The organism is Erwinia papayae (genome assembly GCF_058241465.1).
This window is the reverse complement of the sequence record NZ_JBZCHT010000009.1, coordinates 1,911,708-1,933,504: the sequence shown is the minus strand read 5'-3', so window position 1 is coordinate 1,933,504 and position 21,797 is coordinate 1,911,708. Positions and strand designations below refer to the sequence as shown.

The following is a 21,797-nucleotide window of genomic DNA, read 5'->3' as shown; positions in this document are numbered from 1 at the left end:
AACACCCACGGCACTGAGATGTGCCGATAAAGACAAAAGGGCAACCCTGATTCGGTTGCCCTTTTTTTGTGGAAAAAAACCGCTCAGATTTAATTTGCCGTAACTGAAACCGGCAGCGGTGTCAGCCGGTGTCGCGAGGCTAAACAGGGTAATGGGCGCTGTCGAACGATCCGATTATCGCTGAGTGGGAAACTCCCTCATTCGGTAACTGTTAAAAAGTGAGTTTTTATTTACATTGTGACAAACATTTTTTTGACCGGTTTTCGTTATGTTGCCAGGCCTGAGTGAGGGCGGCTTTTTGCACCACGGAGCCGGGTTTTGCAGGGCAGTAACACTATTTGACAGCCACATGGAGATAAACAAAAAATAGTTTTTTTAAATCCTTGTTGATCAACAAATTAAATCTGCGTGGCCATTTTATGTTGCCATCTGAACGCTTTATGAACGGCACCGCTTAAATTCCGCTGATTTACTTTTATCTGCCTTCTCTTAATTTTCAATTAAGAAATATGCTCTATCGTTCATGAAATGTTGAATCAGCGCAGTTGACAACATGCCACAATGATTCGCGCCTGGCTGAAGCCAGAGATAACAAAAAAGCGGGGCGATAATAACATGAGGTTGTCGTCACGTTGTTAAAGTGATGCTGGTGCTATTTCAAGGGGTTATCTAAATAACCAGATGTGCAAATCGCACATTCTGTTAAAGTTAACTCAGGTGACTGTTTAAGGAAGTTTGATAATGTCCGAATTTCTCCCCTTTTCCCGCCCGGCAATGGGCGAAGCCGAACTGGCTGCGGTCAGTGAAGTACTTCGTTCCGGCTGGATTACCACTGGCCCGAAAAACCAACAGTTGGAAAAAGCATTTTGTGAACTCACTGGCAACCAACATGCGATAGCGGTCAGTTCGGCTACGGCCGGGATGCATGTTACTTTGATGGCGCTGGGCATTGGTGCCGGAGATGAAGTCATCTCTCCCTCACTGACCTGGGTTTCCACGCTGAATATGATTGCATTGCTGGGCGCTGAGCCGGTAATGATCGATGTTGACCCTGATACCTTGATGGTCACTCCGGCGCTAATTGAAGCGGCGATTACTCCCCGGACCAAAGCGATTATTCCCGTGCATTATGCCGGAGCCCCGGCGGATATCGACGCTATTCATGAGCTGGGCAGGCGCTATGGCATCCCGGTCATTGATGACGCGGCCCATGCGGCGGGTACGTATTATCAGGGGCATCATGTCGGCGCGACGGGTACGGCCATCTTCTCCTTCCATGCCATTAAAAATATGACCTGTGCTGAAGGTGGCCTGGTGGTGACCGATGATGAAACACTGGCAAATCGTATTCGTAGCCTGAAGTTTCATGGACTGGGCGTTGACGCCTTTGACCGCCAGACGCACGGACGTGCGCCGCAGGCTGAAGTTATTACCCCGGGTTACAAATACAATCTGGCGGATATCAACGCGGCTATTGCCCTGGTGCAGCTGGATAAATTGTCAGAAATGAATGGCCGCCGCGAAGCGATTGCTCAGCGTTACCTGCGCGAGCTGGCGGACACACCTTTTCTGCCGCTGGCTCAGCCATGCTGGCCGCATCAACATGCCTGGCATCTGTTTATCATCCGCGTTGACCCGCAACGCTGCGGGCTGAGCCGTGATGAACTGATGCAGGAGCTGAAAGCGCGCAATATCGGCACCGGACTGCACTTCCGCGCGGCCCACACCCAGAAATATTATCGCGAGCGTTTTCCTGCGCTGTCGCTACCGGCTACCGAGTGGAACTCGGCGCGTATTTGTTCCATCCCACTATTTCCTACAATGACCGATGAAGATGTCAGTCGCGTAATTGCTGCGCTGCATGATATCGCCGAGAAATTTCATGACTGCTGAACAGCCGATTAACAAAGTCTCCGTGGTAATCCCCGTTTACAACGAACAGGAAAGCCTGCCCGAATTGCTCCGTCGTACTGATGCTGCCTGCGCGCAGCTGCCGATGGATTACGAAATTCTGCTGGTTGATGACGGCAGCAGTGACAACTCTGCGGCGATGTTGACCACCGCCGCAGAAGAAGAGGGCAGCCATATCGTTGCCGTACTGCTCAACCGTAACTATGGTCAGCATTCGGCCATTATGGCGGGCTTCAGCCATGTCAGTGGGGATTTGATCATCACGCTGGACGCCGATTTACAAAATCCTCCGGAAGAGATCCCGCGTCTGGTTGCTACCGCGCAGGAAGGCTATGACGTGGTGGGCACCGTGCGTCAGAACCGGCAGGACAGCTGGTTCCGCAAGAAGGCTTCACGGCTGATCAACCACCTGATCCAGCGCACCACCGGCAAAGCAATGGGTGACTATGGCTGCATGTTACGTGCCTACCGTCGCCACATTATTGATGCCATGTTGCACTGCCACGAACGCAGCACCTTTATTCCCATTCTGGCTAATACCTTTGCCCGCCGGGCGATTGAGATCCCGGTACTGCATGCGGAGCGCGAGTTTGGCGACTCAAAATACAGCCTGATGCGGCTGATAAATCTGATGTATGACCTGGTAACCTGTCTGACCACCACGCCGTTGCGGATGCTCAGCGTGGTGGGCAGCATGATCGCGCTGACCGGGTTTGCGTTTTCTTTGTTGTTGATCGGTTTACGCCTCTTCCTGGGTCCGCAGTGGGCTGCTGATGGCGTATTCATGCTGTTTGCCGTGCTGTTTATCTTTATCGGCGCGCAATTTGTCGGTATGGGACTACTGGGCGAGTACATCGGCCGTATTTACAACGATGTTCGCGCCCGTCCCCGTTACTTTATTCAGCGTGTGATCAATTCTTCCCATCCCGTCTCCACTGAGGACGATAAATAATGAAAGCAGTTGTCTTTGCCTATCACGATATGGGCTGCATTGGTATCAATGCACTGGTTAAGGCTGGCTATCAGATTGAGGCTATCTTCACCCACGCAGATTCTGCTGCGGAAAATCCTTTTTTTGCCTCTGTTGCTCGCACCGCTGCTGAGCTGGGCATCCCGGTTTTTGCGCCGGAAGACGTCAATCATCCATTGTGGATCGATCGCATCAAGGCGATGGCCCCTGAAGCGATCTTCTCCTTTTATTATCGTAACCTGTTGTGTGAAGAGATCCTCAGCTGCGCCTCTTCCGGGGCCTATAACCTGCATGGTTCACTGCTGCCAAAATACCGTGGTCGTGCTCCACTGAACTGGGTGTTGGTCAATGGTGAAAGCGAAACCGGTGTCACCCTTCATCGGATGACCGCGCGCGCTGACGCTGGCGACATCATGGCGCAGGAGCGCGTGTCGATCACCGCCGAAGATAACGCCCTGACGCTGCACCGCAAACTGAACGCCACCGCCGAACAACTGCTGGCTGACAGCCTGCCTGCCCTGAAGGCAGGCCAGCTGAGCGGTAAAGCGCAGGACCACAGTCAGGCGACGGTAGTTGGTCGTCGCAAACCGGAAGATGGCCGTATCGACTGGTCACAGCCTGCTGAGGTGGTCAACAATCTGGTCCGCGCGGTGACTGAGCCGTGGCCGGGCGCTTTCGGCTATGTTGGCTCTGCAAAATTCCTCGTCTGGAAAGGTAAGGTTCGTCACGATCAGCCTGCCGCGAAAGCCGGGACGGTGCTGTCGGTCAGCCCGCTGATCGTCGCCTGTGGTCAGGGCGCGCTGGAGGTGGTGACCGGACAGAGCGAAAACGGCGTCTACATGCAGGGATCGCAACTGGCCCAAACGCTGGGTCTGGTCAGCGGTGCTCTGCTGAGAAATCAGCCGGTGACCGCCGTCAAACGTCGCACCCGCGTACTGATCCTCGGCGTTAATGGTTTTATCGGTAATCATCTGACCGAGCGCCTGCTTAAAGATGACAACTTCGATATTTATGGCCTGGACATCGGTTCTGACGCCATCAGCCGTTTTGTCGGTCATCCCCGTTTCCAGTTCGTGGAAGGCGATATCAGCATTCACTCCGAATGGATTGAGTATCACATTAAAAAATGCGATGTGATCCTGCCGCTGGTGGCGATTGCCACACCAATCGAATATACCCGCAACCCGCTGCGCGTATTTGAACTCGATTTTGAAGAGAATCTGAAGATTATCCGCGACTGCGTGAAATACAAAAAACGCATCATTTTCCCTTCCACCTCTGAAGTGTACGGCATGTGTACCGATCCGAACTTCGATGAGGACAGCTCCAACCTGGTGGTGGGGCCGATCAACAAGCAACGCTGGATCTACTCCGTCTCCAAGCAATTGCTCGACAGGGTTATCTGGGCCTACGGTGACAAAGAGGGGCTGCGCTTCACCCTGTTCCGTCCGTTCAACTGGATGGGACCGCGTCTGGATAACCTCAATGCCGCACGCATTGGCAGTTCACGCGCTATCACCGAACTGATCCTCAACCTGGTCGAAGGCTCACCGATCAAGCTGATCGACGGCGGCAAACAGAAACGTTGCTTTACCGACATCAGCGACGGTGTGGAAGCACTGTTCCGCATTATTGAAAATAAAAACAATAACTGCGACGGACAGATCATCAATATTGGCAACCCGGACAACGAAGCCAGTATTAAAGAGCTGGCTGAACAGCTGCTGGCAAGCTTTGAACGTCACCCGCTGCGCAACCAGTTTCCACCGTTTGCCGGTTTCCGTGATGTCGAGAGCAGCAGCTATTACGGCAAAGGTTATCAGGACGTGGAGCACCGCAAACCGGCTATCCGCAATGCCCGCCGTCTGCTGAACTGGACGCCGGAGGTGACGATGGATAAAACCATCGACGCCACGCTGGACTTCTTCCTGCGTACCGTTGACGGGGTGGAAGAGAGCAAATGAGAAAAGTTGGCCTCCGTATAGATGTTGATACGTGGCGGGGCACCCGTGATGGGGTGCCAAAGCTGCTGGAAATCCTCAGTTTACATCGCACTCAGGCCACTTTTTTCTTCAGCGTCGGGCCGGATAACATGGGACGCCATTTATGGCGTCTGCTGAAGCCGAAATTCCTGTGGAAAATGTTGCGTTCCAATGCCGCCTCGCTGTACGGCTGGGATATCCTGCTGGCCGGTACTGCCTGGCCGGGGCGCAACATTGGCAAAGGGCTGGCAGAAATCATTAATGCCACGGTGGATCATCATGAAGTGGGCCTGCATGCCTGGGATCATTTTGCCTGGCAAACCTGGGCGGGCGTCTGGCCGCCTGAGCAGCTGACGCGCCAGATCCGACTGGGTCGCGATGCGCTGAGTGTCATCTCTGAACAGCCGGTTACCTGTTCTGCCGTCGCTGGCTGGCGGGCCGATCAGCGCACCGTTGATGCCAAAGAAGGTTTTCATTTCCACTACAACAGCGACTGCCGTGGCACGACGCCGTTTCTGCCGTTATTAAGTGATGGCAGCACCGGCACGGTGCAAATTCCGGTGACCCTGCCGACCTGGGATGAAGTGGTCGGATCGACGGTCAGTAAAGAGGATTTTAACGCCTTTATCATCGACCAGATCCAGCAGGATCGCGGTACGCCGGTTTACACCATTCATGCGGAAGTGGAAGGGATTGTGATGAGCGATCTGTTCAGCGATCTGCTGACGCTGGCGGCGCAGGCGGATATACAGTTCTGCCCGCTGAGCGAGCTGTTGCCTGAAGACCTGTCCAGCCTGCCGACAGGAAAAATAGTCCGGGGTAGTCTCCCTGGCCGTGAGGGATGGCTCGGATGCCAGCAATAAGTTGAGTAATTTTGTATGAAAATAATGAGAAATGGCTTTCTCCTTTTGCTGTTGTTTTCTCTTTACTATCTGATCCCATTAGAATTTCGCCATCTGTGGCAACCCGATGAAACCCGCTATGCGGAGATCAGTCGTGAGATGCTGGTCAGTGGAAACTGGGTGGTGCCGCATTTTTTCGACCTGCGCTATTTTGAAAAACCGATAGCGGGTTACTGGATTAACAATCTCAGCCAGCTGATATTTGGCCACAACAACTTTGCGGTGCGTTTTGGCTCGGTGTTTTCCATCACACTGACGGCGCTGATGGTTTACTGGCTGACGCTGCGCATCTGGCGCGACCGGAACACCGCGCTGATGGCCGGGGTGATCTTCCTCACCAGCCTGCTGGTCTATGGCATAGGCAGCTATGCGGTGCTCGATCCGATGATCACCCTGTGGCTGGCGGCGGCGATGTGCGGCTACTGGCTGGCGGTCAATGCGCCGACCACCGGCAAAAAAGTGCTGGCCTGGCTGTTGATGGGCGTCGCCTGCGGCATGGGGTTTATGACCAAAGGTTTTCTGGCACTGGCGGTGCCGGTGGTGGCGATCCTGCCCTGGGCTATCCACCAGAAGCGTTTTAAAGAGCTGCTGATGTTTGGTCCGCTGGCGGTAGTGGGCGCGGTGGCGATCAGTGCGCCCTGGGCGATTGCCATCGCACAGCGGGAGCCGGACTTCTGGCACTATTTCTTCTGGGTCGAGCATATCCAGCGCTTTGCGGAAGATAATGCCCAACACAAAGCGCCTTTCTGGTATTACCTGCCGATTCTGCTGCTGGGCTGCCTGTCCTGGCTGGCGATGCTGCCTGCCGCACTGCGAAACGGCTGGCGCGATCGGGGTGAAAACAGCGGTAGCCTCTATCTGCTTTGTTGGGTGGTGATGCCGCTGCTGTTTTTCAGTATTGCCAAAGGCAAGCTGCCAACCTATATCCTGCCGTGCTTTGCGCCTCTTGCCGCGCTGTTGGCGCGTCAGGCGATGCAGCTGGTGCTGGTTAAAGGCAAAACGTTGCGGGTCAATGGCTGGATCAATCTGGTATTTGGCTTACTTTGCGTGATCACCGTGGTTGTTTTCCTCGCGCCCTGGGGCGTTTCTAAGCATGCGCTTTATGGCTATCACGAAGTACTGAAAGTGGTGCTGGCAGGCGCGGCGTTTCTGGTGTGGGGACTGGGTGGTTTGCTGACGCTGAAAGCGCCGGAACAGCGCTGGAGCTGGGCCGCTTTTTGCCCGCTGGGGCTGGCGCTGGTGCTGGGACAGGTTATTCCGGACAGGGTGGTCGATTCCAAACAGCCGCAGGAGTTTATTCAGGGGATGAAAAGCCAAATCGGCTCAAGTCATTTCCTGCTGGCGAACAATCCGGGAATTGCGTCCGGGCTGGCGTGGGAACTGCAACGAAGCGATATTGTGCTCTATCAACAGCGCGGCGAGGTGCAATGTGGCCTGAGCTATCCTGATGCAAAGGACAAATTTGTCTCTGATACTGATTTCCCGCAGTGGCTGGAACAACATCGTCGCGAAGGTCAGGTGACGCTGGTTCTGCTGCTGTCGCGCGGTGAAGTCGATAGCGGCAACGATCTGCCAAAGGCCGACTTCATTTATCGTCAGGGACGGCTGGTCATGTACCAGTACAACCAGACGCCATGAATATGCTGTTGATTGTGCTGGCCAGCCTGCTCAGCTGTGCCGGGCAGCTGTGCCAGAAACAGGCCGCTCACCACGGCCTGCTGAAGGGTAAAAGGCATCTGCTGTTCTGGCTGGCGATAAGTGTACTGCTGCTGGGCGTTGCCATGCTGGTGTGGCTGCGGGTGTTGCAGCATGTGCCAGTCGGGGTGGCTTACCCGATGCTCAGCCTGAATTTTATTCTGGTGGTCCTCGCGGCCCGCTGGTTGTGGCAGGAGCCGGTCTCCCCACGCCACTGGCTGGGGATTGGCCTGATTGTTGCCGGTGTGGCCGTGATGGGAGCGTACGCCTGATGGGGATGATTCTGGCACTATGCAGCGTGCTGTTGGTCAGTGGCGCGCAGTTGCTGATGCGCTGGTCGATGTTGCACCTGCCCGCCATCAGTGAGCCAGGGCTGTTTTTTCACGCCTTACTGGCGTTGTCACCGGCCGCTCTGGGATTAATCGCCGGACTGGGTGCCTACGCACTTTCGATGCTGTGCTGGTTGCTGGCGCTGCAACGCATCGCGCTGAGCAGAGCCTATCCGTTGCTCAGTCTGAGCTATGTGCTGGTCTGGGTTGCCGCATTGTATCTGCCCGGCCTGGACGAGCCCTTCAGCTGGGGCAAGCTGGCGGGCGTGCTGTTAATCTTCTGCGGCCTGCTGCTGGTCTGCTGGCCTGAGGCGAGCAAAAAACGCTGAGTGGATCCTCGGTGCGGTTTTAGCCTGAATGGAAACGGACGCGCAGTGACGTTAATTTTTGCTCGACGTCACAGCCGCCTGCCCGCGAGAAAGCAGGCAGTCGATCGCATTAAAAGAGAGGGATATCTTGCTAAAGGATTTTTTCCTGGTTCAGCGAATCAAAATATATAAAGAAACTCAATGAAGATCTTATCAGCGCCCGATTGCCCTGGCAGGCCATTCTGGATCCGGGTGAGGCGGACAGTGAAGTAATAAAATAAATAGCGGATGTGATTGTTTGTGCGCCCGGTCTGAAATATCAATTTTTTAAAAATGGCTTTGATGGCGAGAAAATAATTTATCTCTCCACCATGGAATATGCAGCTTCAGACACGCAGCGCGCACTCAAACTTATTCGCGCTTTATCGCGGTGATAACGCCACATCCTGAACCGCATTAAGTTGACTGTCACTATCCTCAACGAGTAGCGACCAACAGTGACCCCATTGCCAGCAAAAAAATCCCCGCTTTAATGTCTTGCTAAGTTTTCCCCGGCAGACTGACGCTATCTGAGTCTGACAGGAAAATCCACATGCCAGCCACGTCATCGGTTCACAGTGAACTGAGTAAAGTTCCGCAGGTCACGCTGTTTTTCTGGCTGATCAAAATGATGTCCACCACGGTGGGGGAAACGGCCGCCGACTATCTTAATTTTAACCTTGGCTTTGGTCTGGGCTACACCTCGCTGGTGGCCGGGATACTGCTGGCGGTGGTGCTGGGGATGCAGATGCGCGCGCGTCACTATATCCCGGCCCTCTACTGGCTGACCGTGGTGCTGGTCAGCATCTTCGGCACACTGGTCACCGATAATTTTACCGACTCACTGGGGATTCCGTTGGGCTACTCCACGCTGATGTTTGGTTCTGCCCTGATCCTGACCTTTATGCTCTGGCACCGCAGCGAAGGCACCCTGTCGATCAATTCCATCACCACACCCCTGCGCGAGGCCTTTTACTGGGCGGCGATCCTCTTCACCTTCGCGCTGGGCACCGCCGCGGGTGACTGGCTGTCAGAGGGGCTGAATCTGGGCTATCCGCTTTCGGCAATGGTGTTTGCCGTGGCGATAGCGCTGGTGGCGCTGGCCTGGTGGGGCTGCAAATGTAACGCGGTCGCCTGTTTCTGGCTGGCTTACATCCTGACCCGTCCGCTGGGCGCTGCAACCGGCGACCTGCTGGCCCAGCCGGTGGAGCAGGGAGGACTGGGCATCGGGATTGTCGAAATTAACGCCCTGTTTCTGCTGGCGATCGCCGGACTGGTGGCGTATCTCTCGCTGGCGGAGCGCAGCCGCCATTCCGTGTAACAGGGCAGGAGAACAGGATGCGGGTACTGTTAACTGAAGATGACACCATGATCGGTGAAGCCGTGCGCGAAGCACTCAGAGCACAAAGCTATGCCGTTGACTGGGTAAAAAACGGCGATGAGGCGAATGCATCGCTGGCGGTGCAGCGCTATGACCTGGTGCTGCTGGATTTAGGCCTGCCCGGCCAGGATGGTTTCAGCGTGCTGGCAACCCTGCGCAACGGTGGTAATGAAGTTCCGCTGGTGATTATCACCGCCAGAGATGCGCTGGAAGACCGACTTCGCGGGCTGGATTCCGGCGCGGATGACTATGTGGTTAAGCCATTTGAAATGCGTGAGCTGCTGGCACGTATTCGTGCGGTGCTGCGTCGTAAAGGCGGCATGTCCGGTCCGGTATTGAGTAACGGCATCATCAGTCTCGACCCTGCCAGCCATCAGGCGTTTACGGTGGATAAGGAGGAGATATTTCGCCTCTCCAGGCGCGAATTCGCCCTGTTGCAGGCGTTACTGATTCGACCGGGAAAGCTGCTCTCGCGCAGTGAACTGGAAGAAAAAATCTATGGCTGGGGCGAAGAGATAGAAAGCAACGCGGTGGAGTTTTTCATCCATTCATTGCGCAAAAAGTTGGGTACAGAGGCAATCAAAAATGTCCGGGGCGTGGGATGGATGGTATCGGCAAACGCCTGAGAGAGTCGGTCCAGGCCCGACTGTCGTTCGGTTTGTGCAGCGCCATTATGCTGGTGGCGTTTTTGACCGGCGGCATTGCTTTTTACTCTGCGCTGGATGAAGCGCATGAGTTACAGGACTCCTCGCTCAGTCAGATAGCCGAGCTGGCGAAAAATGGCGTACTGGCGGTGCGAGGCAGCAATCTTATTGGTCCCCCGATCCATGATGAGCGTGAGTCGCGGATCATCGTTCACTTTATGTTTGCGACCGGGCAACAGGGGCAAAAGGCGGAAGAAGGCTTTGTCCTGCCCTTTGCTCTGGCGGAAGGTTTCCATACGCTCCAAACCCATCATCATCTTTATCGGGTGCTGGTGCGTCAGCTGGATGCCGTCACCAAAGTTGCAGTGGCGCAGCGGGCTTCCGTACAGGATGAGGTGGCGATGTCGGGTGCGCTGCGCACCCTGCTGCCTTTTTTTGTTCTGGTACCGGTACTGCTGGTGGTGGTGGCGGATTTGGTGAGAAAAATTTTTCGGCCGATCCAGCAACTGGCGGTGGCGGTCCATCATCGCAGCTAGCTGGATACCACGCCGCTGACCACTGTCGGGATGCCGAAGGAGATTGTGCCTTTTACCCACGCCATTAACCGTTTGCTTGAGCGCGTTTCCCTCTCTGTGGAGGCGCAACGACGCTTCGTTGCGGATGCGGCGCATGAACTGCGATCGCCACTGACCGCGCTGTCATTACAGGCAGAAAACCTGTCGGCAACCGCGCTGCCAGCGGAGAGCCAACGGCGGGTGATGCGTCTGCGTGAGGGCATTACCCGTGCCAAAAATCTGCTGGAACAGTTGCTGTCACTGGCCAGAGCACAATCCCGTGAGACGCAGGCCGTCGCGCAGCGGCAGGTCGCGATTGATCGGCTGATAAGAGAAGTGATTGCCGATTTGCTGCCGCTGGCGGAAAAGAAAAACCTCGATCTGGGCATGTTGGAGAACAGTGAGATAGCGGTGGTGTGTCAACCGCTGGCGCTGGCTGGCGTGCTTAAAAATTTACTGGACAACGCCATTCGCTATACCCCTGAAAACGGACGTATAGACCTGCAGGTCCTCAGGGTTGACGGCCGGGTGGTGATAGAAATTGAGGATACCGGTCCGGGCATCCCTGCTGAAAAACGCCTGCGGGTATTTGATCCCTTCTACCGCATTGAGGGAAATGAAGCGACCGGATCCGGGTTGGGATTATCCATTGTACGCACGCTGCTGGACCGTATGCAGGGCGAAATTTTATTAGGTCCGGCAAAACGTGCACCCACCGGCCTGAATGTCAGAGTCACTCTCTGGCTGATGGCATCATCGTAAGGAGTGACCATGCTATTACCACAAGCGGCCTGGGAAAAGGCCAATCTGCTGCTTTTCTCGCTGATTAATGCCCCGGCCAGTCCCGGAGTGACCATGCTGGCACTGGGTAATTTCTTTGCCAATCAGGTGATTTTTCTCTTTCCTCTGTGGGTGCTGGCACAGTGGTTTTTTGGCGCTGAGAAGGGTAAACGCCTGGCGTTGAATGCCTCAGTCAGCGTGGCAGTAGCGCTGCTGTTCAATCTGGCAATCGGCCTGCTGTGGCAACATCCACGGCCTTTTATGGTCCCTGTCGGACACCATTTTCTGGCTCACAGTGCGGATTCTTCCTTTCCCAGCGACCATCTGTCGGTGGCTTTTGCCGTCAGCTTCAGCCTGCTGGCAGGCAGCCGCTGGCTTCAGGGTGGCACGGCACTGGTTTTAAGCCTGGGAATTGCCTGGGCTCGAATTTATCTGGGGGTGCATTTCCCGCTTGATATTCTGGGTTCAGCGGTGGTGGCCCTGATGGCGGTTTATCTCTGTCGACGAAATACCCGCCTGACCGACAGGGTTTATTTTTGCCTGATGACGATTTATCAGTGGCTGTTTTTACCGGCGATTAAAAAAGGCATATTCAGGTAACCCTTAAATTCATTTTGTTACCATTTAATTCAGTCTGGCCCGGTTGAATTTATTCAGCCGGGTGATGTTACTCTTCTCCGGCTAAAAAAGATGAAATAGCCTGGTGTTGTCGGTATATTTGCCCGCGATCCCTGCGTTCGTTTTTATGGAGAAATAACATGACCACGCGTTACTGGCTGTTGTCAGCGCTGCTTGCCGTTTCGACGAGCTGCGCCGCAACCACCTGGCCCCTCGAAATTACCGATATGGATAATCAGAAGATTACCCTCAGCCACGAGCCTCAGCATATTATCCTGCAGGACGGGCGGGATATTCTCGCTCTGGCGCTGCACGATCGGGAAAATCCATTTAAAAGGCTGGTGGCATGGAATAACCTGCCCAAAAAACAGGACCCTCAGACCTGGGAAGTATTAAAAAAAACCTGGCCCGCCGCCGGTAAAATTATCGATATGGGCTTTAATGACCAGGGGCAGGTTAACCTGGAAAGCGTGATTGCCGAAAAGCCGGATTTGATGATTGCCCAGCTGCGCGCGAAGCCCGCGTTGCAACAAACCGGCGTGCTGACCACCCTGCAAAAGCTTAATATTCCGGTAGTTTTTATTGACTATGAACTGCACCCGGCGCAAAACACCGCCAACAGCATCACCTTACTGGGCGAGATCCTGAACCAGCAGGCACGGGCTAAAGCCTATACGGATTTCTATCATCAGCAGTGGGATGCGCTGCAACAACAGATAGCTCAGGTTAAGCAGAAGCCCACGGTATTTATTGAGCCGATTGCGGGCAACAGTGATAACTGCTGCTTTACGCACGGACATAACGGCTGGGGTGGGCTGGTTGAAGCGGTTGGCGGTAAAAACATTGGCTCCAGCCTGTTGCCTGGCGCATCAGGTTTTGTGGCGCTGGAAAAAATTATCGCCATGAAGCCGGATGTTTATATTATGTCCGGCTCGGCGCGTCCGAATAAAAACGTGCTGCCGTTTGGTTATAATACTTCGCGTGACGCCGTGGCGGTGACCTTTAATAAACTGGTTGCCCGTAATGGTCTGCAACAAATTACGCCGGTGAAAAAGGGCAGGGTATATGGCGTTTACCACCATTTTTACAACCACCCTTATAATATTATTGGCATGGAAATTCTGGCGAAGGATCTTTATCCGGCACAGTTCAACCATCTTAATCCCACCGCAGATTTTCACCAGATTATTTCAAGATTTACTCATCTGCCCGACGATAAGGTCATACTGAGTTATTCTGCACAGCAGAAATAACGGGCAGTGATTTTCCTGTTTAAAAGGCGACGGTTTGTCGCCTTATTGCGTTATTATTCACTGAATAATATTTCCTTCTGGCTGGATAAATCATGTCGCCTGTTTCGCCCCTGCTCGACGTGCAGGATATTTATTTTATGCAGGACGGTACAATCTTGTTGCAGCCGGTTTCACTGACCCTGAATGCCGGTGAATCTCTGCTGGTGACCGGTCCGTCAGGCAGTGGAAAAAGCACGTTGCTGACAATCCTCGCCTCGCTGCTTGAACCCTCAGGCGGGCAGATCCTGTTTAAAGGTCAGCCGTCCGGCAGTATCAGGCCGGAGCATTATCGTCAGCGGGTTTCTTACTGTTTTCAGACGCCGGTGCTGTTTGGCGAAACGGTGTATGACAATCTGGCGTTGCCGTGGCAAATCCGCAAGAAAACGGTGGACAGCGCCAGAATTCGCGATGGCCTGCGGCAGATGGACCTGCCGGAAACCATTCTGGCAAAAAAACCAGAACAGCTTTCCGGTGGTGAAAAACAGCGGGTGGGATTATTACGCAATCTGCAATTTTTACCTGATGTGCTGCTACTGGATGAAATCACCAGCGCGCTGGATGAAGAGAACCGGCAACGAATTAATCAACTGATTGCCAGCCTGACGGCGGAGCAGGGCGTGGCAACGGTCAGTATCAGTCATGATGTGGCGGAAATCCGCCAGGCAAAACGTTTGCTCACCCTACCTCAGCCCGGCGGGAGTCGCATTGATGAATCAGCATAATATTACTGACAGCTCATTGCTGCTGTCGCTGCTGCTGCTGGTGGTGGCACTGCTGGTCAGCGGTAAAGAAAAACTGGGACTGGAAAAAGACATCGTCTGGAGCGTGGCGCGGGCCGTGGTCCAGCTGGTGGTGGTTGGCTATGTGCTGAAAACCATTTTTGATTTGAACAATGCGTTACTGACGGTGCTGATGGTGCTGTTTATCTGTGTTAACGCGGCCATTAATGCCCGTAAGCGCAGCCGTAATATTGACCATGCTTTTATTCTGTCCTTTGTCGCTGTCACCCTCAGTACCACGCTGACGCTGACCATTCTGTTGGTAAGCGGCGCGATTGAATTTGTGCCAATGCAGGTGATCCCTGTCTCTGGCATGATAGCCGGAAATGCGATGGTGGCGGTGGGGCTCTGTTACAGCAATCTGAATCAGCGCTTTGCTGATAACCGGCAGAAAATTATGGAAATGCTCAGTCTCGGGGCCTCGGTTAGGGTGGCATCCGGCACGCTGGTGCGTGACAGCATTCGTGCGGCGATGATCCCAACCGTGGATGCCGCCAAAACTGTCGGGCTGGTCAGTCTGCCGGGAATGATGTCCGGATTGATTTTTGCCGGAATCGATCCTGTGAAGGCGATTAAATATCAGATCATGGTCACCTTTATGCTGCTCGGCACCGCCAGTTTCTCGACCATTATTGCCGGTTATCTGGCCTCGCGGCGTTTCTTTACCGCACGAGCGCAGCTGAAACAGCAGCGTTGAGCAGGCCGACACCGCCTGCCGTGGGTTCAGCGGCGGTGTCGGTCAGCAGGCGACGTCAGGATTGATGGTACTCTGCTTTGGCCTGACTGTTGGCATCACCGTCTTTACTGACCTTGTCGTGCGGCTGCTGATGCAGTTCATTTTGTGCCCCTTCTCCCAGGTCCCACGGATAATTCTCGTGCAGTTTATTGGGATTCGGATGCCAGCTGGCGGGCGTCAGCAGCCAGACGCTGGCGTTTTTTTCCACGCCAGCCACGGCGGCTCCCTGGCTTAAAGCAAACAGAGAACAAGCGCCGAACAGAATCGAGAGGAGTGTACGTTTCATCATGGTCACCTTTTCATGTGTGTGTGTTGTTTTGACCTGATGATTATCCCGCACGGGCAGTGACCCGACCGGGTCATCTGCATGACAATTCTGACAGGTAGCGCCACCCGAACGGGCTTCAGCGGGGCTGGCGGGAGGGAGGCGGCAGGTTCGGCAGTCGTAGCGTGAACTGGCTACCCCGGCCCGGCTGGCTGCTGACCACCACTTTGCCGCCATGCAGTTCGGCAATGGTTTTAACGATAGCCAGTCCCAGCCCGGTGTTTTCGGCATTGCTTCTGGCGGCATCAACCCGGTAAAAACGGTCCAGAATGTGCGGCAGATGCTCTGCTGCCATCCCTTCACCATCATCCGTTACGCTCAGACAGGTGGTGTCTGCTTCACGTCGCGCACTGAGCATAATATGGCCGCCGGGCGGAGTGTGTCGGATAGCATTTGACAGCAGGTTAGCCAGCGCGCGTTGCAGATGGAGCGGGTCGGCGTGAAAGATCACCTCGCCTTCGCAGCGCAGGGTGATCTGCTTATCTTCGGCCAGGATCTCGTAATAACCGATCAGCCGTGCAAATTCGTCAGCACTGTTAAGCTGCTCAGGGCTGAGCGGTTCACTACTGTTATCGGCCCTCGCCAGAAACAGCATCGAAGAGATCATCCGTGACAGCCGTTCACCTTCCTCCACGATGGCTGCCAGGGTGTCGCGATACTCCCTGATGCTGCGATCCTTACTCTGCGTCACGCTGGCTGCGGAGATCAGATTGTTGATTGGCCCGCGTAATTCATGGGCGATATCAGATGAAAAGCGGTTCAACTGCGTAAACGACGCTTCCAGTCGGGTCATCATGCCGTCAAAAGAGGCGGAGAGGGCATTCAGTTCAGAAGGCCAGCGCTGTGTGGCCAGCCGGGTATGCAGATCGTCCGCGTGGATGTTTTCCATTTCACGGCTGATGGTACGCAGCGGTGAAAGGCCCCGGCGAGCCAGCCAGTAGCCCAACGCGGCAAAACAGGCGATCGCCAGCGCGGCGGCGAGCTGCATCTGCGCCCAGTAATTTTCAATAATGGCATTATTGCGTGAGACGTTCAGCGCGGCCTGCACCAGCCAGGGCTGATGGTTTTTCAGAATAAAATTGGTGGAGGTAATCAGATATTTTTCATGGACTTCACCCTGATGATAGCGCCAGGTGTCATAGCGAAAATCCGTGGTGGGTGGGGGGAAGTCCTGCTGCGGCACAAGCATATTCTTAGACTGCGACCAGACCCGGCCATCCGGGCTGATGATCCGCAGCGACAGCCGTTCCTGCTGCACAATAAATTCAAACAGTTCCTTTTGCCACTGCTCCTGCGGACCCTGACGCTCACTGATGGTGGTGGCGATTTCCTGCTGAAAACGCAGCGTACTGCGCAGTTCGTTTTCATCTTTCTGCCCAAGCTGACTGCGCATTGTGTGGTAAAGCAGGCCGGAAACGCTGTAGAGCACCAGCGCCATCGCGACGGAAAAAAACAGCGTCAGCCGCAGAGTGATCGGCACGCTACGGGGTATCAGCATCGTCTCTCTCTTCCAGCACATAGCCGGCACCGCGAATGGTATGCAGCAGTTTCGGTGCATAGCCATCGTCTATTTTGTTACGTAAACGACGAATGGCGACGTCAATCACATTGGTTTCCGGGTCAAAATTCATGTCCCATACCTGCTCGGCCAGCACCGTGCGCGACAGCACCTCACCGGTGCGGCGCATCAGCAGACTTAGCAGCAGAAACTCTTTCTGCGTCAGCTCAATGCGGTTACCGGCACGGGCAACGCGATGACGCAGAAAATCGAGCGTCAGATCGGCAATCTGCAACATCGACTCTTCTGCCGCTGGGGTGATGGCCGCCTGACGGCGTAAAATCACCCGCGCCCGCGCCAGCAGCTCACTGAATGAGAAAGGCTTAATCAGGTAATCTTCTGCGCCCAGCTCCAGTCCACGCACGCGGTCTTCCACTTCATCACGGGCGGTGAGAAACATCACCGGCGTGTTTCTGCCCGCCTGACGGGCCATTTCAAGGATCTTCCAGCCATCGAGGCCTGGCAGCATTATATCAAGAATGGCCAGGTCGTAATCGTGGGTAAGCAGATAGTGCAGGCCATCAATACCGTTACCGGCCACATCCACCACAAAATCATTTTCTTTCAGACCTTTGGCAATGTAGCCAGCTGCCATCGCCTGGTCTTCTACTAACAGTAATCTCATGGTTCCTCCACCGAATGGGAGACCTCCGTCAGCCGCTGATTAGCACGGTCAAACAGCAGGTAAAGCACCGGGGTAATAAACAGGGTGATTAGCTGGGAAAACAGCAGTCCACCGACAATTGCCACGCCCATCGGCTGGCGCAGCTCGGCACCGGCTCCCCAGCCGAATGCGATGGGCAATGCCCCCATGATGGCGCACAGCGTGGTCATCATAATCGGGCGAAAGCGTTGCAGGCTGGCCTGCATAATGGCGTCGTGCGCGCTCAGTGCCTGTTCCCGTTGGGCGGCAAGGGCGAAGTCGATCATCATGATGGCATTCTTTTTCACGATGCCAGTCAACAGCAGGATGCCGATCATGGCGATAAATGTCAGATCAAGTCCCAGCAACCTCAGCGCCAGCAGCGCGCCCACGGCGGCAGAGGGCAGTCCCAGTAAAATGGTCACCGGATGGATCCAGCTTTCATAGAGCACGCCAAGAATAACGTAGATTACCGCCAGCGCCAGTACGATCAGCCAGGTCTGGCTGCTTTGCGACTGCTGATACAGCGCCGCCTGACCTGCATATGTGCCAAACACCGAAGCGGGTAGCTGAATGTTTTGCTGCGCGTTGCTGATTGCCTGGGTGGCATCAGAAAGGGATTTGCCCGGTGCCAGGTCAAACGACAGCGTGATCGCCGGTAACTGTCCCTGATGATTGACCGCCGTGACCCCCTGAGTGCGGCTGATGTGGGTGAAGGTGGTGACGGGCAGCAGCGTACTGGCCGACGAGCGTACGTAAATCTTCGACAGATCGCTCTCGTTTTGTCGAAACGGACTTTGCACTTCCATGATCACCTGATAGCTGTCTTCGGGGGCATAGATGGTTGAGACCTGTAATGTACCGAAGGCCGCATAGAGGTTGTTCCTGATTTGCGCGATATCCACCCCCATCAGCGAGGCTTTATTGCGGTCAATCACCAGATCGGCCTGCAAACCGTTCAGTTGCGCATCGCTGTTAAGCCCGACAAACACGCCGCTTTTTTGCATTTCCGCCATCAGCTTATTACTCCAGTCGTTCAGTGAGGTGCCCCCACTGCTGTTGACCGATTGTAGCGTGTACTGGTAGCTACTTTTGGCGCTGCGTCCCCCGACTTTCAGGTTCTGCACCGGGCTGTAAAACACCTTTATTCCCGGCAGGTAGGCAGTATCAGCGCGCATTTTTTGCAATACCTGCGCCAGCGGCGGGCGCTGGCTTTGATCCTTTAGCGTCAGATTTAATTGCGTAGTGTCATGATCGACTTTGGTGACGATATCGCTCACCGCCGGGTCCTGTTGCAGAGTGGCTCCCAGCTGTTGTGCCACTTTCAGCCGCCCTTCCCAGGACATGTCCTGCGGCGTATCAATATTGGCGGTGACCTGGCCGATATCCTCCTGCGGGAAAAAGCCTTTCGGCGCGGTCTGGTAGAGCCAGCCGGTGAGCAGTACCGTGGCCAGCGCGGTCAACAGCATGACCGTGCGATGATCGACCGCCCATGCCAGCGCTCTGCCATAGCCCTGCCGCGTGGCTTCAAAGTAACGTTCAAAGCTGCGGCTCCATGCCGGTTCAGGACGGTTCGACTGCTGATGTCTGAAAAGCAGCGGCACCAGCAGAGGAATGAGGGTGAGCGAGGCGGCGGCGGAGACCAGAATAGCCAGCGATACCACCCAGGCAAACTCATGGAACAGCAGGCCGAGGGTTCCCGGCATAAAAAAGATCGGAATAAAAACGGCAACCAGCGACAGGGAGATGGATACCACGGTGAAACCCACCTCTTTTACGCCGCGCAAGGCAGCCTGACGTGGCGGCAACCCTTCTTTCAGATAGCGCATGATATTTTCCAGCACCACGATGGCGTCGTCCACCACCAGGCCGACCGCAATGGTCAGGCCCATCAGCGAGATGTTGTCGAGGCTCAGCCCGCACAGCGACATCAGCGCAAAGGCCCCCAGTAGCGAAACGGGTACGCTCAGCGCCGGGATCACCGTGGCGCGCGCGTGGCGTAGGAACAGCAGGATCACCATGACCACCAGCGCAATAGTCAGCAGCAGGGTGATATTGACATCGTGAATGGCGTTGCGAATGGAGACGGAGCGGTCATTGAGCAGCTGCATATGCACCGAGGCAGGCATCTGTGCCTGTAATCGCGGGAGCAACTGATGAATGGCGTCCAGCGTGGCGACAATGTTGGCACCCGGCTGGCGATTCACATTGAGTACGATTGCGGTGTGGCCGTTAACCGAGCTGTAGCTTAGCGTATTTTCAATACTGTCCTGCACCGAGGCGACATCCGACAGTCTTACCGGCTGGCCGTTGCGCGTGGCAATCACCACCTTGCTGAAATCGGCGGCATTCATCAGGTCGCCATGCGTTTGCAGCATCACCATCTGGCGTTTGCCATCCAGTTCGCCGATGGGAGAATTATCGTTGGCCGCCTTCAGTGCAGTTTGCACCTCCTCCAGCGTCATATTGGTGGCCGCCAGTTTGTCAGGGTCAATCTCTGCGCGTACCGCATAGCGTTTCTGCCCGATCACATCCACCCCGGCTACGCCTTTCAGCGTTGAGAGTGCCGGTGATATCAGGTCGTCTGAAAAGCGATTGAGATCGGAAAGCGTCATTGAGGGTGAATCAATACCAATCTGTGCAATGGGAGCATCCGCCGGATTGACCTTTTTGAATGACGGCGGCGTGGTCATCTGCGCAGGCAGTTTTTTCATCGTCTGGTAGAGCGCGGACTGCACATCCACTGCGGCCGAATCGATATTTACCGAGGGATCGAACTCCAGCACGATAGTTGTTGCGCCCTGGAGGCTGGTGGAGGTCAGCATCGACAGGCCGGGCAGGGTGGAAAGATTTTTCTCCAGCGGCGTGGCGACGGAAGAGGCCATGGTTTGTGGGCTGGCCCCCGACAGCGAGGCGTTGACCTTGATGGTTGGCGTATCGAAAGTCGGCAGCGCGGCAACCGGCAGGTTTATCCAGCAGACAATACCGGTAATGATCACCGCCAGCCACAACAGCATGACGGCGACCGGTCGTTGCAAACAGCATTCAGATAATTTCATCGCTGCTGCCCCGCTGCCGGTCTGTCCTGAGCCACGACAACAGCCATACCGGGCCGTAAATTATTTGCCCCTTCCAGTACCACCTTTGCCCCCTGTGGAACCGCGTCAACCACCGCCATCTGCTGCTGAATACGCAGCAGTCTGACCGGCAGGGTGTCGGCGCGTCCCTGCTGATTAACCACAAAGACAAAGTGGCCATCAGTCCCGTTCTGGATGGCCTGAGGCGGTAGCACCACGGCCCGCGGCGTGATGCCTGCGTCCACGGTCACCACCTGAAATACCCCCGGCCATAGCAGGTGTTGGGCGTTGCTAAAACGTGCTTTCAGATTGATGGTGCCGCTGTCGGTGCTGACGCCATTGTCGATAAAATCCAGCGTGCCGGTCACCGGCTTACCCTGCGCGTTTTTTACCGATACCTGCACCGGGCCGCTGGCCTGGGCAGCCAGAACCTTATTAAGATCCTGTTCCGGCAGGGTAAAAGCAACGCCTATGGGATCGAACTGGTTGACCGCAACCAACGGCAGCGTGCTGCCCGGCTGCACCAGGCTACCGGGATGGACGTTCAGCGCACCGGTTTTACCACTGACCGGCGCGCTGATACGGGTGTATCCCAGCTGCACCTGCGCACTTCGTACGTCCTCCTGTGCTGCCGTGTATTGCGCGCTGTACTGCTGGAGCGTGCTTTGCAATATGTCCCAGTCTGAAGCGGAGAGATAGTTCTTTGCCCGCAACGCCCGACTGCGATCCACATCACGTTGGGCTTTGTTCAGTAGCGCTTTTGCTTCTCCCTGCGCGGCGATCGCATGGCGCAGCGTTGCCTGCTGGCTGCTGTCTTCCAGCGTAAACAGCAGCTGCCCCTGCCTGACAAAATCCCCCTCGTTGAAGGCAACGGATTTCACCGTACCGGTGAGTTGCGCCTGCACATCCACCTGATTAAGCGAAACGACATGCCCCTGAGTGACAAGCCTGAGCGGCAAAGGTTTAACCTGCGCGGTGACCAGACTGACCCGCGTCGGCGGAGGCGCTGAGGCCGGGGCGGCGGCGGCAGGTGCCTGCGGCCAGAAATGGAAAAGTGCGGCACTCAGCGCTGAGGCGGCCAGCAATAAATAAACTTTCGAGGCGTTGGTCATGGCAATAACTGTCCCAAAACAGAGTTATGCCACTATAGCGGGGAGAACCCTACAGCCAGCCTGAGGAGAAAATGACAATTTTGTCATCTGCCGGCAACGGTTGAGGGTGGAGGCGGGTGATTGCCGCAGCGGCGGCCAGAGGATAAAACGGCAACAAAAAAG

At 55.3% G+C, this 21,797-nt stretch carries 20 protein-coding genes; 15 read left to right on the top strand and 5 right to left on the bottom strand.

Annotation, left to right across the window (positions count from 1 at the left end; translation table 11 throughout):
• Positions 1-741: 741 nt before the first annotated feature.
• The 15 genes from arnB (at position 742) to fetB (ending at position 14,881) form a co-directional block, all read left to right on the top strand.
• On the top strand, positions 742-1,893 hold the full coding sequence (gene arnB / locus AC3RPL_RS13970) for a UDP-4-amino-4-deoxy-L-arabinose aminotransferase (RefSeq protein ID WP_490740445.1): 1,152 nt from the start codon (positions 742-744) through the stop codon (positions 1,891-1,893).
• The gene (gene arnC, locus AC3RPL_RS13965) at positions 1,883-2,863 is read left to right on the top strand and encodes an undecaprenyl-phosphate 4-deoxy-4-formamido-L-arabinose transferase (RefSeq protein ID WP_490740444.1); all 981 of its coding nucleotides are present in this window, start codon (positions 1,883-1,885) and stop codon (positions 2,861-2,863) included. The genes arnB and arnC overlap by 11 nt, the downstream gene beginning before the upstream one ends.
• Positions 2,863-4,845: a bifunctional UDP-4-amino-4-deoxy-L-arabinose formyltransferase/UDP-glucuronic acid oxidase ArnA gene (gene arnA, locus AC3RPL_RS13960; protein ID WP_490740443.1), complete on the top strand. Its 1,983-nt coding sequence runs from the start codon at positions 2,863-2,865 to the stop codon at positions 4,843-4,845. The genes arnC and arnA overlap by 1 nt, the downstream gene beginning before the upstream one ends.
• Complete coding sequence (gene arnD / locus AC3RPL_RS13955) at positions 4,842-5,726, top strand: 4-deoxy-4-formamido-L-arabinose-phosphoundecaprenol deformylase (RefSeq protein ID WP_034941789.1); 885 nt, start codon at positions 4,842-4,844, stop codon at positions 5,724-5,726. Before arnA ends, arnD begins: the two co-directional genes overlap by 4 nt.
• 15 nt (positions 5,727-5,741) lie before the next feature.
• A complete protein-coding gene (gene arnT / locus AC3RPL_RS13950; RefSeq protein ID WP_490740442.1) occupies positions 5,742-7,403 on the top strand; it encodes a lipid IV(A) 4-amino-4-deoxy-L-arabinosyltransferase in 1,662 nt (553 codons plus the stop codon).
• Positions 7,400-7,732 carry a 4-amino-4-deoxy-L-arabinose-phosphoundecaprenol flippase subunit ArnE gene (arnE, locus tag AC3RPL_RS13945; protein ID WP_490740441.1) on the top strand — a complete coding sequence of 111 codons (333 nt, stop codon included), beginning with the start codon at positions 7,400-7,402 and terminating at the stop codon, positions 7,730-7,732. Before arnT ends, arnE begins: the two co-directional genes overlap by 4 nt.
• A complete protein-coding gene (arnF, locus tag AC3RPL_RS13940) occupies positions 7,732-8,118 on the top strand; it encodes a 4-amino-4-deoxy-L-arabinose-phosphoundecaprenol flippase subunit ArnF (protein WP_490740440.1) in 387 nt (128 codons plus the stop codon). The genes arnE and arnF overlap by 1 nt, the downstream gene beginning before the upstream one ends.
• 571 nt (positions 8,119-8,689) lie before the next feature.
• Positions 8,690-9,457: a COG4705 family protein gene (locus AC3RPL_RS13935; protein ID WP_490740439.1), complete on the top strand. Its 768-nt coding sequence runs from the start codon at positions 8,690-8,692 to the stop codon at positions 9,455-9,457.
• A gap of 17 nt (positions 9,458-9,474) precedes the next feature.
• Positions 9,475-10,143: a response regulator gene (locus tag AC3RPL_RS13930; protein WP_490740438.1), complete on the top strand. Its 669-nt coding sequence runs from the start codon at positions 9,475-9,477 to the stop codon at positions 10,141-10,143.
• On the top strand, positions 10,119-10,697 hold the full coding sequence (locus AC3RPL_RS13925; RefSeq protein ID WP_490740437.1) for a hypothetical protein: 579 nt from the start codon (positions 10,119-10,121) through the stop codon (positions 10,695-10,697). Before AC3RPL_RS13930 ends, AC3RPL_RS13925 begins: the two co-directional genes overlap by 25 nt.
• Positions 10,698-10,742: 45 nt before the next feature.
• The gene (locus AC3RPL_RS13920; protein ID WP_490740436.1) at positions 10,743-11,477 is read left to right on the top strand and encodes a sensor histidine kinase; all 735 of its coding nucleotides are present in this window, start codon (positions 10,743-10,745) and stop codon (positions 11,475-11,477) included.
• A 9-nt stretch (positions 11,478-11,486) separates the two neighbouring features.
• A complete protein-coding gene (locus AC3RPL_RS13915; RefSeq protein WP_490740435.1) occupies positions 11,487-12,095 on the top strand; it encodes an undecaprenyl-diphosphatase in 609 nt (202 codons plus the stop codon).
• Positions 12,096-12,253: 158 nt separating this feature from the next.
• Entirely contained in the window at positions 12,254-13,366 is a 1,113-nt protein-coding gene (locus tag AC3RPL_RS13910; protein WP_490740434.1) for an ABC transporter substrate-binding protein, read from the top strand.
• Between the two features lie 92 nt (positions 13,367-13,458).
• Positions 13,459-14,127 (top strand): iron efflux ABC transporter ATP-binding subunit FetA, encoded by a 669-nt coding sequence (gene fetA, locus AC3RPL_RS13905; RefSeq protein WP_490740433.1) that lies wholly within the window; start codon positions 13,459-13,461, stop codon positions 14,125-14,127.
• Entirely contained in the window at positions 14,114-14,881 is a 768-nt protein-coding gene (fetB, locus tag AC3RPL_RS13900) for an iron efflux ABC transporter permease subunit FetB (RefSeq protein WP_490740432.1), read from the top strand. Before fetA ends, fetB begins: the two co-directional genes overlap by 14 nt.
• Before the next feature lie 55 nt (positions 14,882-14,936).
• Here fetB and AC3RPL_RS13895 read toward each other — a convergent pair whose 3' ends face one another.
• The 5 genes from AC3RPL_RS13895 to AC3RPL_RS13875 form a co-directional block, all read right to left on the bottom strand.
• Positions 14,937-15,206 (bottom strand): hypothetical protein, encoded by a 270-nt coding sequence (locus AC3RPL_RS13895; RefSeq protein ID WP_367166604.1) that lies wholly within the window; start codon positions 15,204-15,206, stop codon positions 14,937-14,939.
• A 118-nt stretch (positions 15,207-15,324) separates the two neighbouring features.
• A complete protein-coding gene (locus AC3RPL_RS13890) occupies positions 15,325-16,743 on the bottom strand; it encodes a heavy metal sensor histidine kinase (protein WP_490740431.1) in 1,419 nt (472 codons plus the stop codon).
• Entirely contained in the window at positions 16,727-17,428 is a 702-nt protein-coding gene (locus tag AC3RPL_RS13885; RefSeq protein WP_490740430.1) for a heavy metal response regulator transcription factor, read from the bottom strand. The genes AC3RPL_RS13890 and AC3RPL_RS13885 overlap by 17 nt, the downstream gene beginning before the upstream one ends.
• Positions 17,425-20,505 (bottom strand): efflux RND transporter permease subunit, encoded by a 3,081-nt coding sequence (locus AC3RPL_RS13880; protein WP_490740429.1) that lies wholly within the window; start codon positions 20,503-20,505, stop codon positions 17,425-17,427. Before AC3RPL_RS13880 ends, AC3RPL_RS13885 begins: the two co-directional genes overlap by 4 nt.
• Positions 20,502-21,635 (bottom strand): efflux RND transporter periplasmic adaptor subunit, encoded by a 1,134-nt coding sequence (locus tag AC3RPL_RS13875; RefSeq protein WP_490740428.1) that lies wholly within the window; start codon positions 21,633-21,635, stop codon positions 20,502-20,504. Before AC3RPL_RS13875 ends, AC3RPL_RS13880 begins: the two co-directional genes overlap by 4 nt.
• Positions 21,636-21,797 lie beyond the last annotated feature (162 nt).

What these genes read in the sequence shown, in the direction of transcription:
- arnB (WP_490740445.1), top strand. Translation starts at nt 742, where the DNA reads ATGTCCGAATTTCTCCCCTTTTCCCGCCCGGCAATGGGCGAAGCCGAA.
- arnC (WP_490740444.1), top strand. Translation starts at nt 1,883, where the DNA reads ATGACTGCTGAACAGCCGATTAACAAAGTCTCCGTGGTAATCCCCGTT.
- arnA (WP_490740443.1), top strand. Translation starts at nt 2,863, where the DNA reads ATGAAAGCAGTTGTCTTTGCCTATCACGATATGGGCTGCATTGGTATC.
- arnD (WP_034941789.1), top strand. Translation starts at nt 4,842, where the DNA reads ATGAGAAAAGTTGGCCTCCGTATAGATGTTGATACGTGGCGGGGCACC.
- arnT (WP_490740442.1), top strand. Translation starts at nt 5,742, where the DNA reads ATGAAAATAATGAGAAATGGCTTTCTCCTTTTGCTGTTGTTTTCTCTT.
- arnE (WP_490740441.1), top strand. Translation starts at nt 7,400, where the DNA reads ATGAATATGCTGTTGATTGTGCTGGCCAGCCTGCTCAGCTGTGCCGGG.
- arnF (WP_490740440.1), top strand. Translation starts at nt 7,732, where the DNA reads ATGGGGATGATTCTGGCACTATGCAGCGTGCTGTTGGTCAGTGGCGCG.
- AC3RPL_RS13935 (WP_490740439.1), top strand. Translation starts at nt 8,690, where the DNA reads ATGCCAGCCACGTCATCGGTTCACAGTGAACTGAGTAAAGTTCCGCAG.
- AC3RPL_RS13930 (WP_490740438.1), top strand. Translation starts at nt 9,475, where the DNA reads ATGCGGGTACTGTTAACTGAAGATGACACCATGATCGGTGAAGCCGTG.
- AC3RPL_RS13925 (WP_490740437.1), top strand. Translation starts at nt 10,119, where the DNA reads ATGGATGGTATCGGCAAACGCCTGAGAGAGTCGGTCCAGGCCCGACTG.
- AC3RPL_RS13915 (WP_490740435.1), top strand. Translation starts at nt 11,487, where the DNA reads ATGCTATTACCACAAGCGGCCTGGGAAAAGGCCAATCTGCTGCTTTTC.
- AC3RPL_RS13910 (WP_490740434.1), top strand. Translation starts at nt 12,254, where the DNA reads ATGACCACGCGTTACTGGCTGTTGTCAGCGCTGCTTGCCGTTTCGACG.
- fetA (WP_490740433.1), top strand. Translation starts at nt 13,459, where the DNA reads ATGTCGCCTGTTTCGCCCCTGCTCGACGTGCAGGATATTTATTTTATG.
- fetB (WP_490740432.1), top strand. Translation starts at nt 14,114, where the DNA reads ATGAATCAGCATAATATTACTGACAGCTCATTGCTGCTGTCGCTGCTG.
- AC3RPL_RS13895 (WP_367166604.1), bottom strand. Translation starts at nt 15,206, where the DNA reads ATGAAACGTACACTCCTCTCGATTCTGTTCGGCGCTTGTTCTCTGTTT.
- AC3RPL_RS13890 (WP_490740431.1), bottom strand. Translation starts at nt 16,743, where the DNA reads ATGCTGATACCCCGTAGCGTGCCGATCACTCTGCGGCTGACGCTGTTT.
- AC3RPL_RS13885 (WP_490740430.1), bottom strand. Translation starts at nt 17,428, where the DNA reads ATGAGATTACTGTTAGTAGAAGACCAGGCGATGGCAGCTGGCTACATT.
- AC3RPL_RS13880 (WP_490740429.1), bottom strand. Translation starts at nt 20,505, where the DNA reads ATGAAATTATCTGAATGCTGTTTGCAACGACCGGTCGCCGTCATGCTG.
- AC3RPL_RS13875 (WP_490740428.1), bottom strand. Translation starts at nt 21,635, where the DNA reads ATGACCAACGCCTCGAAAGTTTATTTATTGCTGGCCGCCTCAGCGCTG.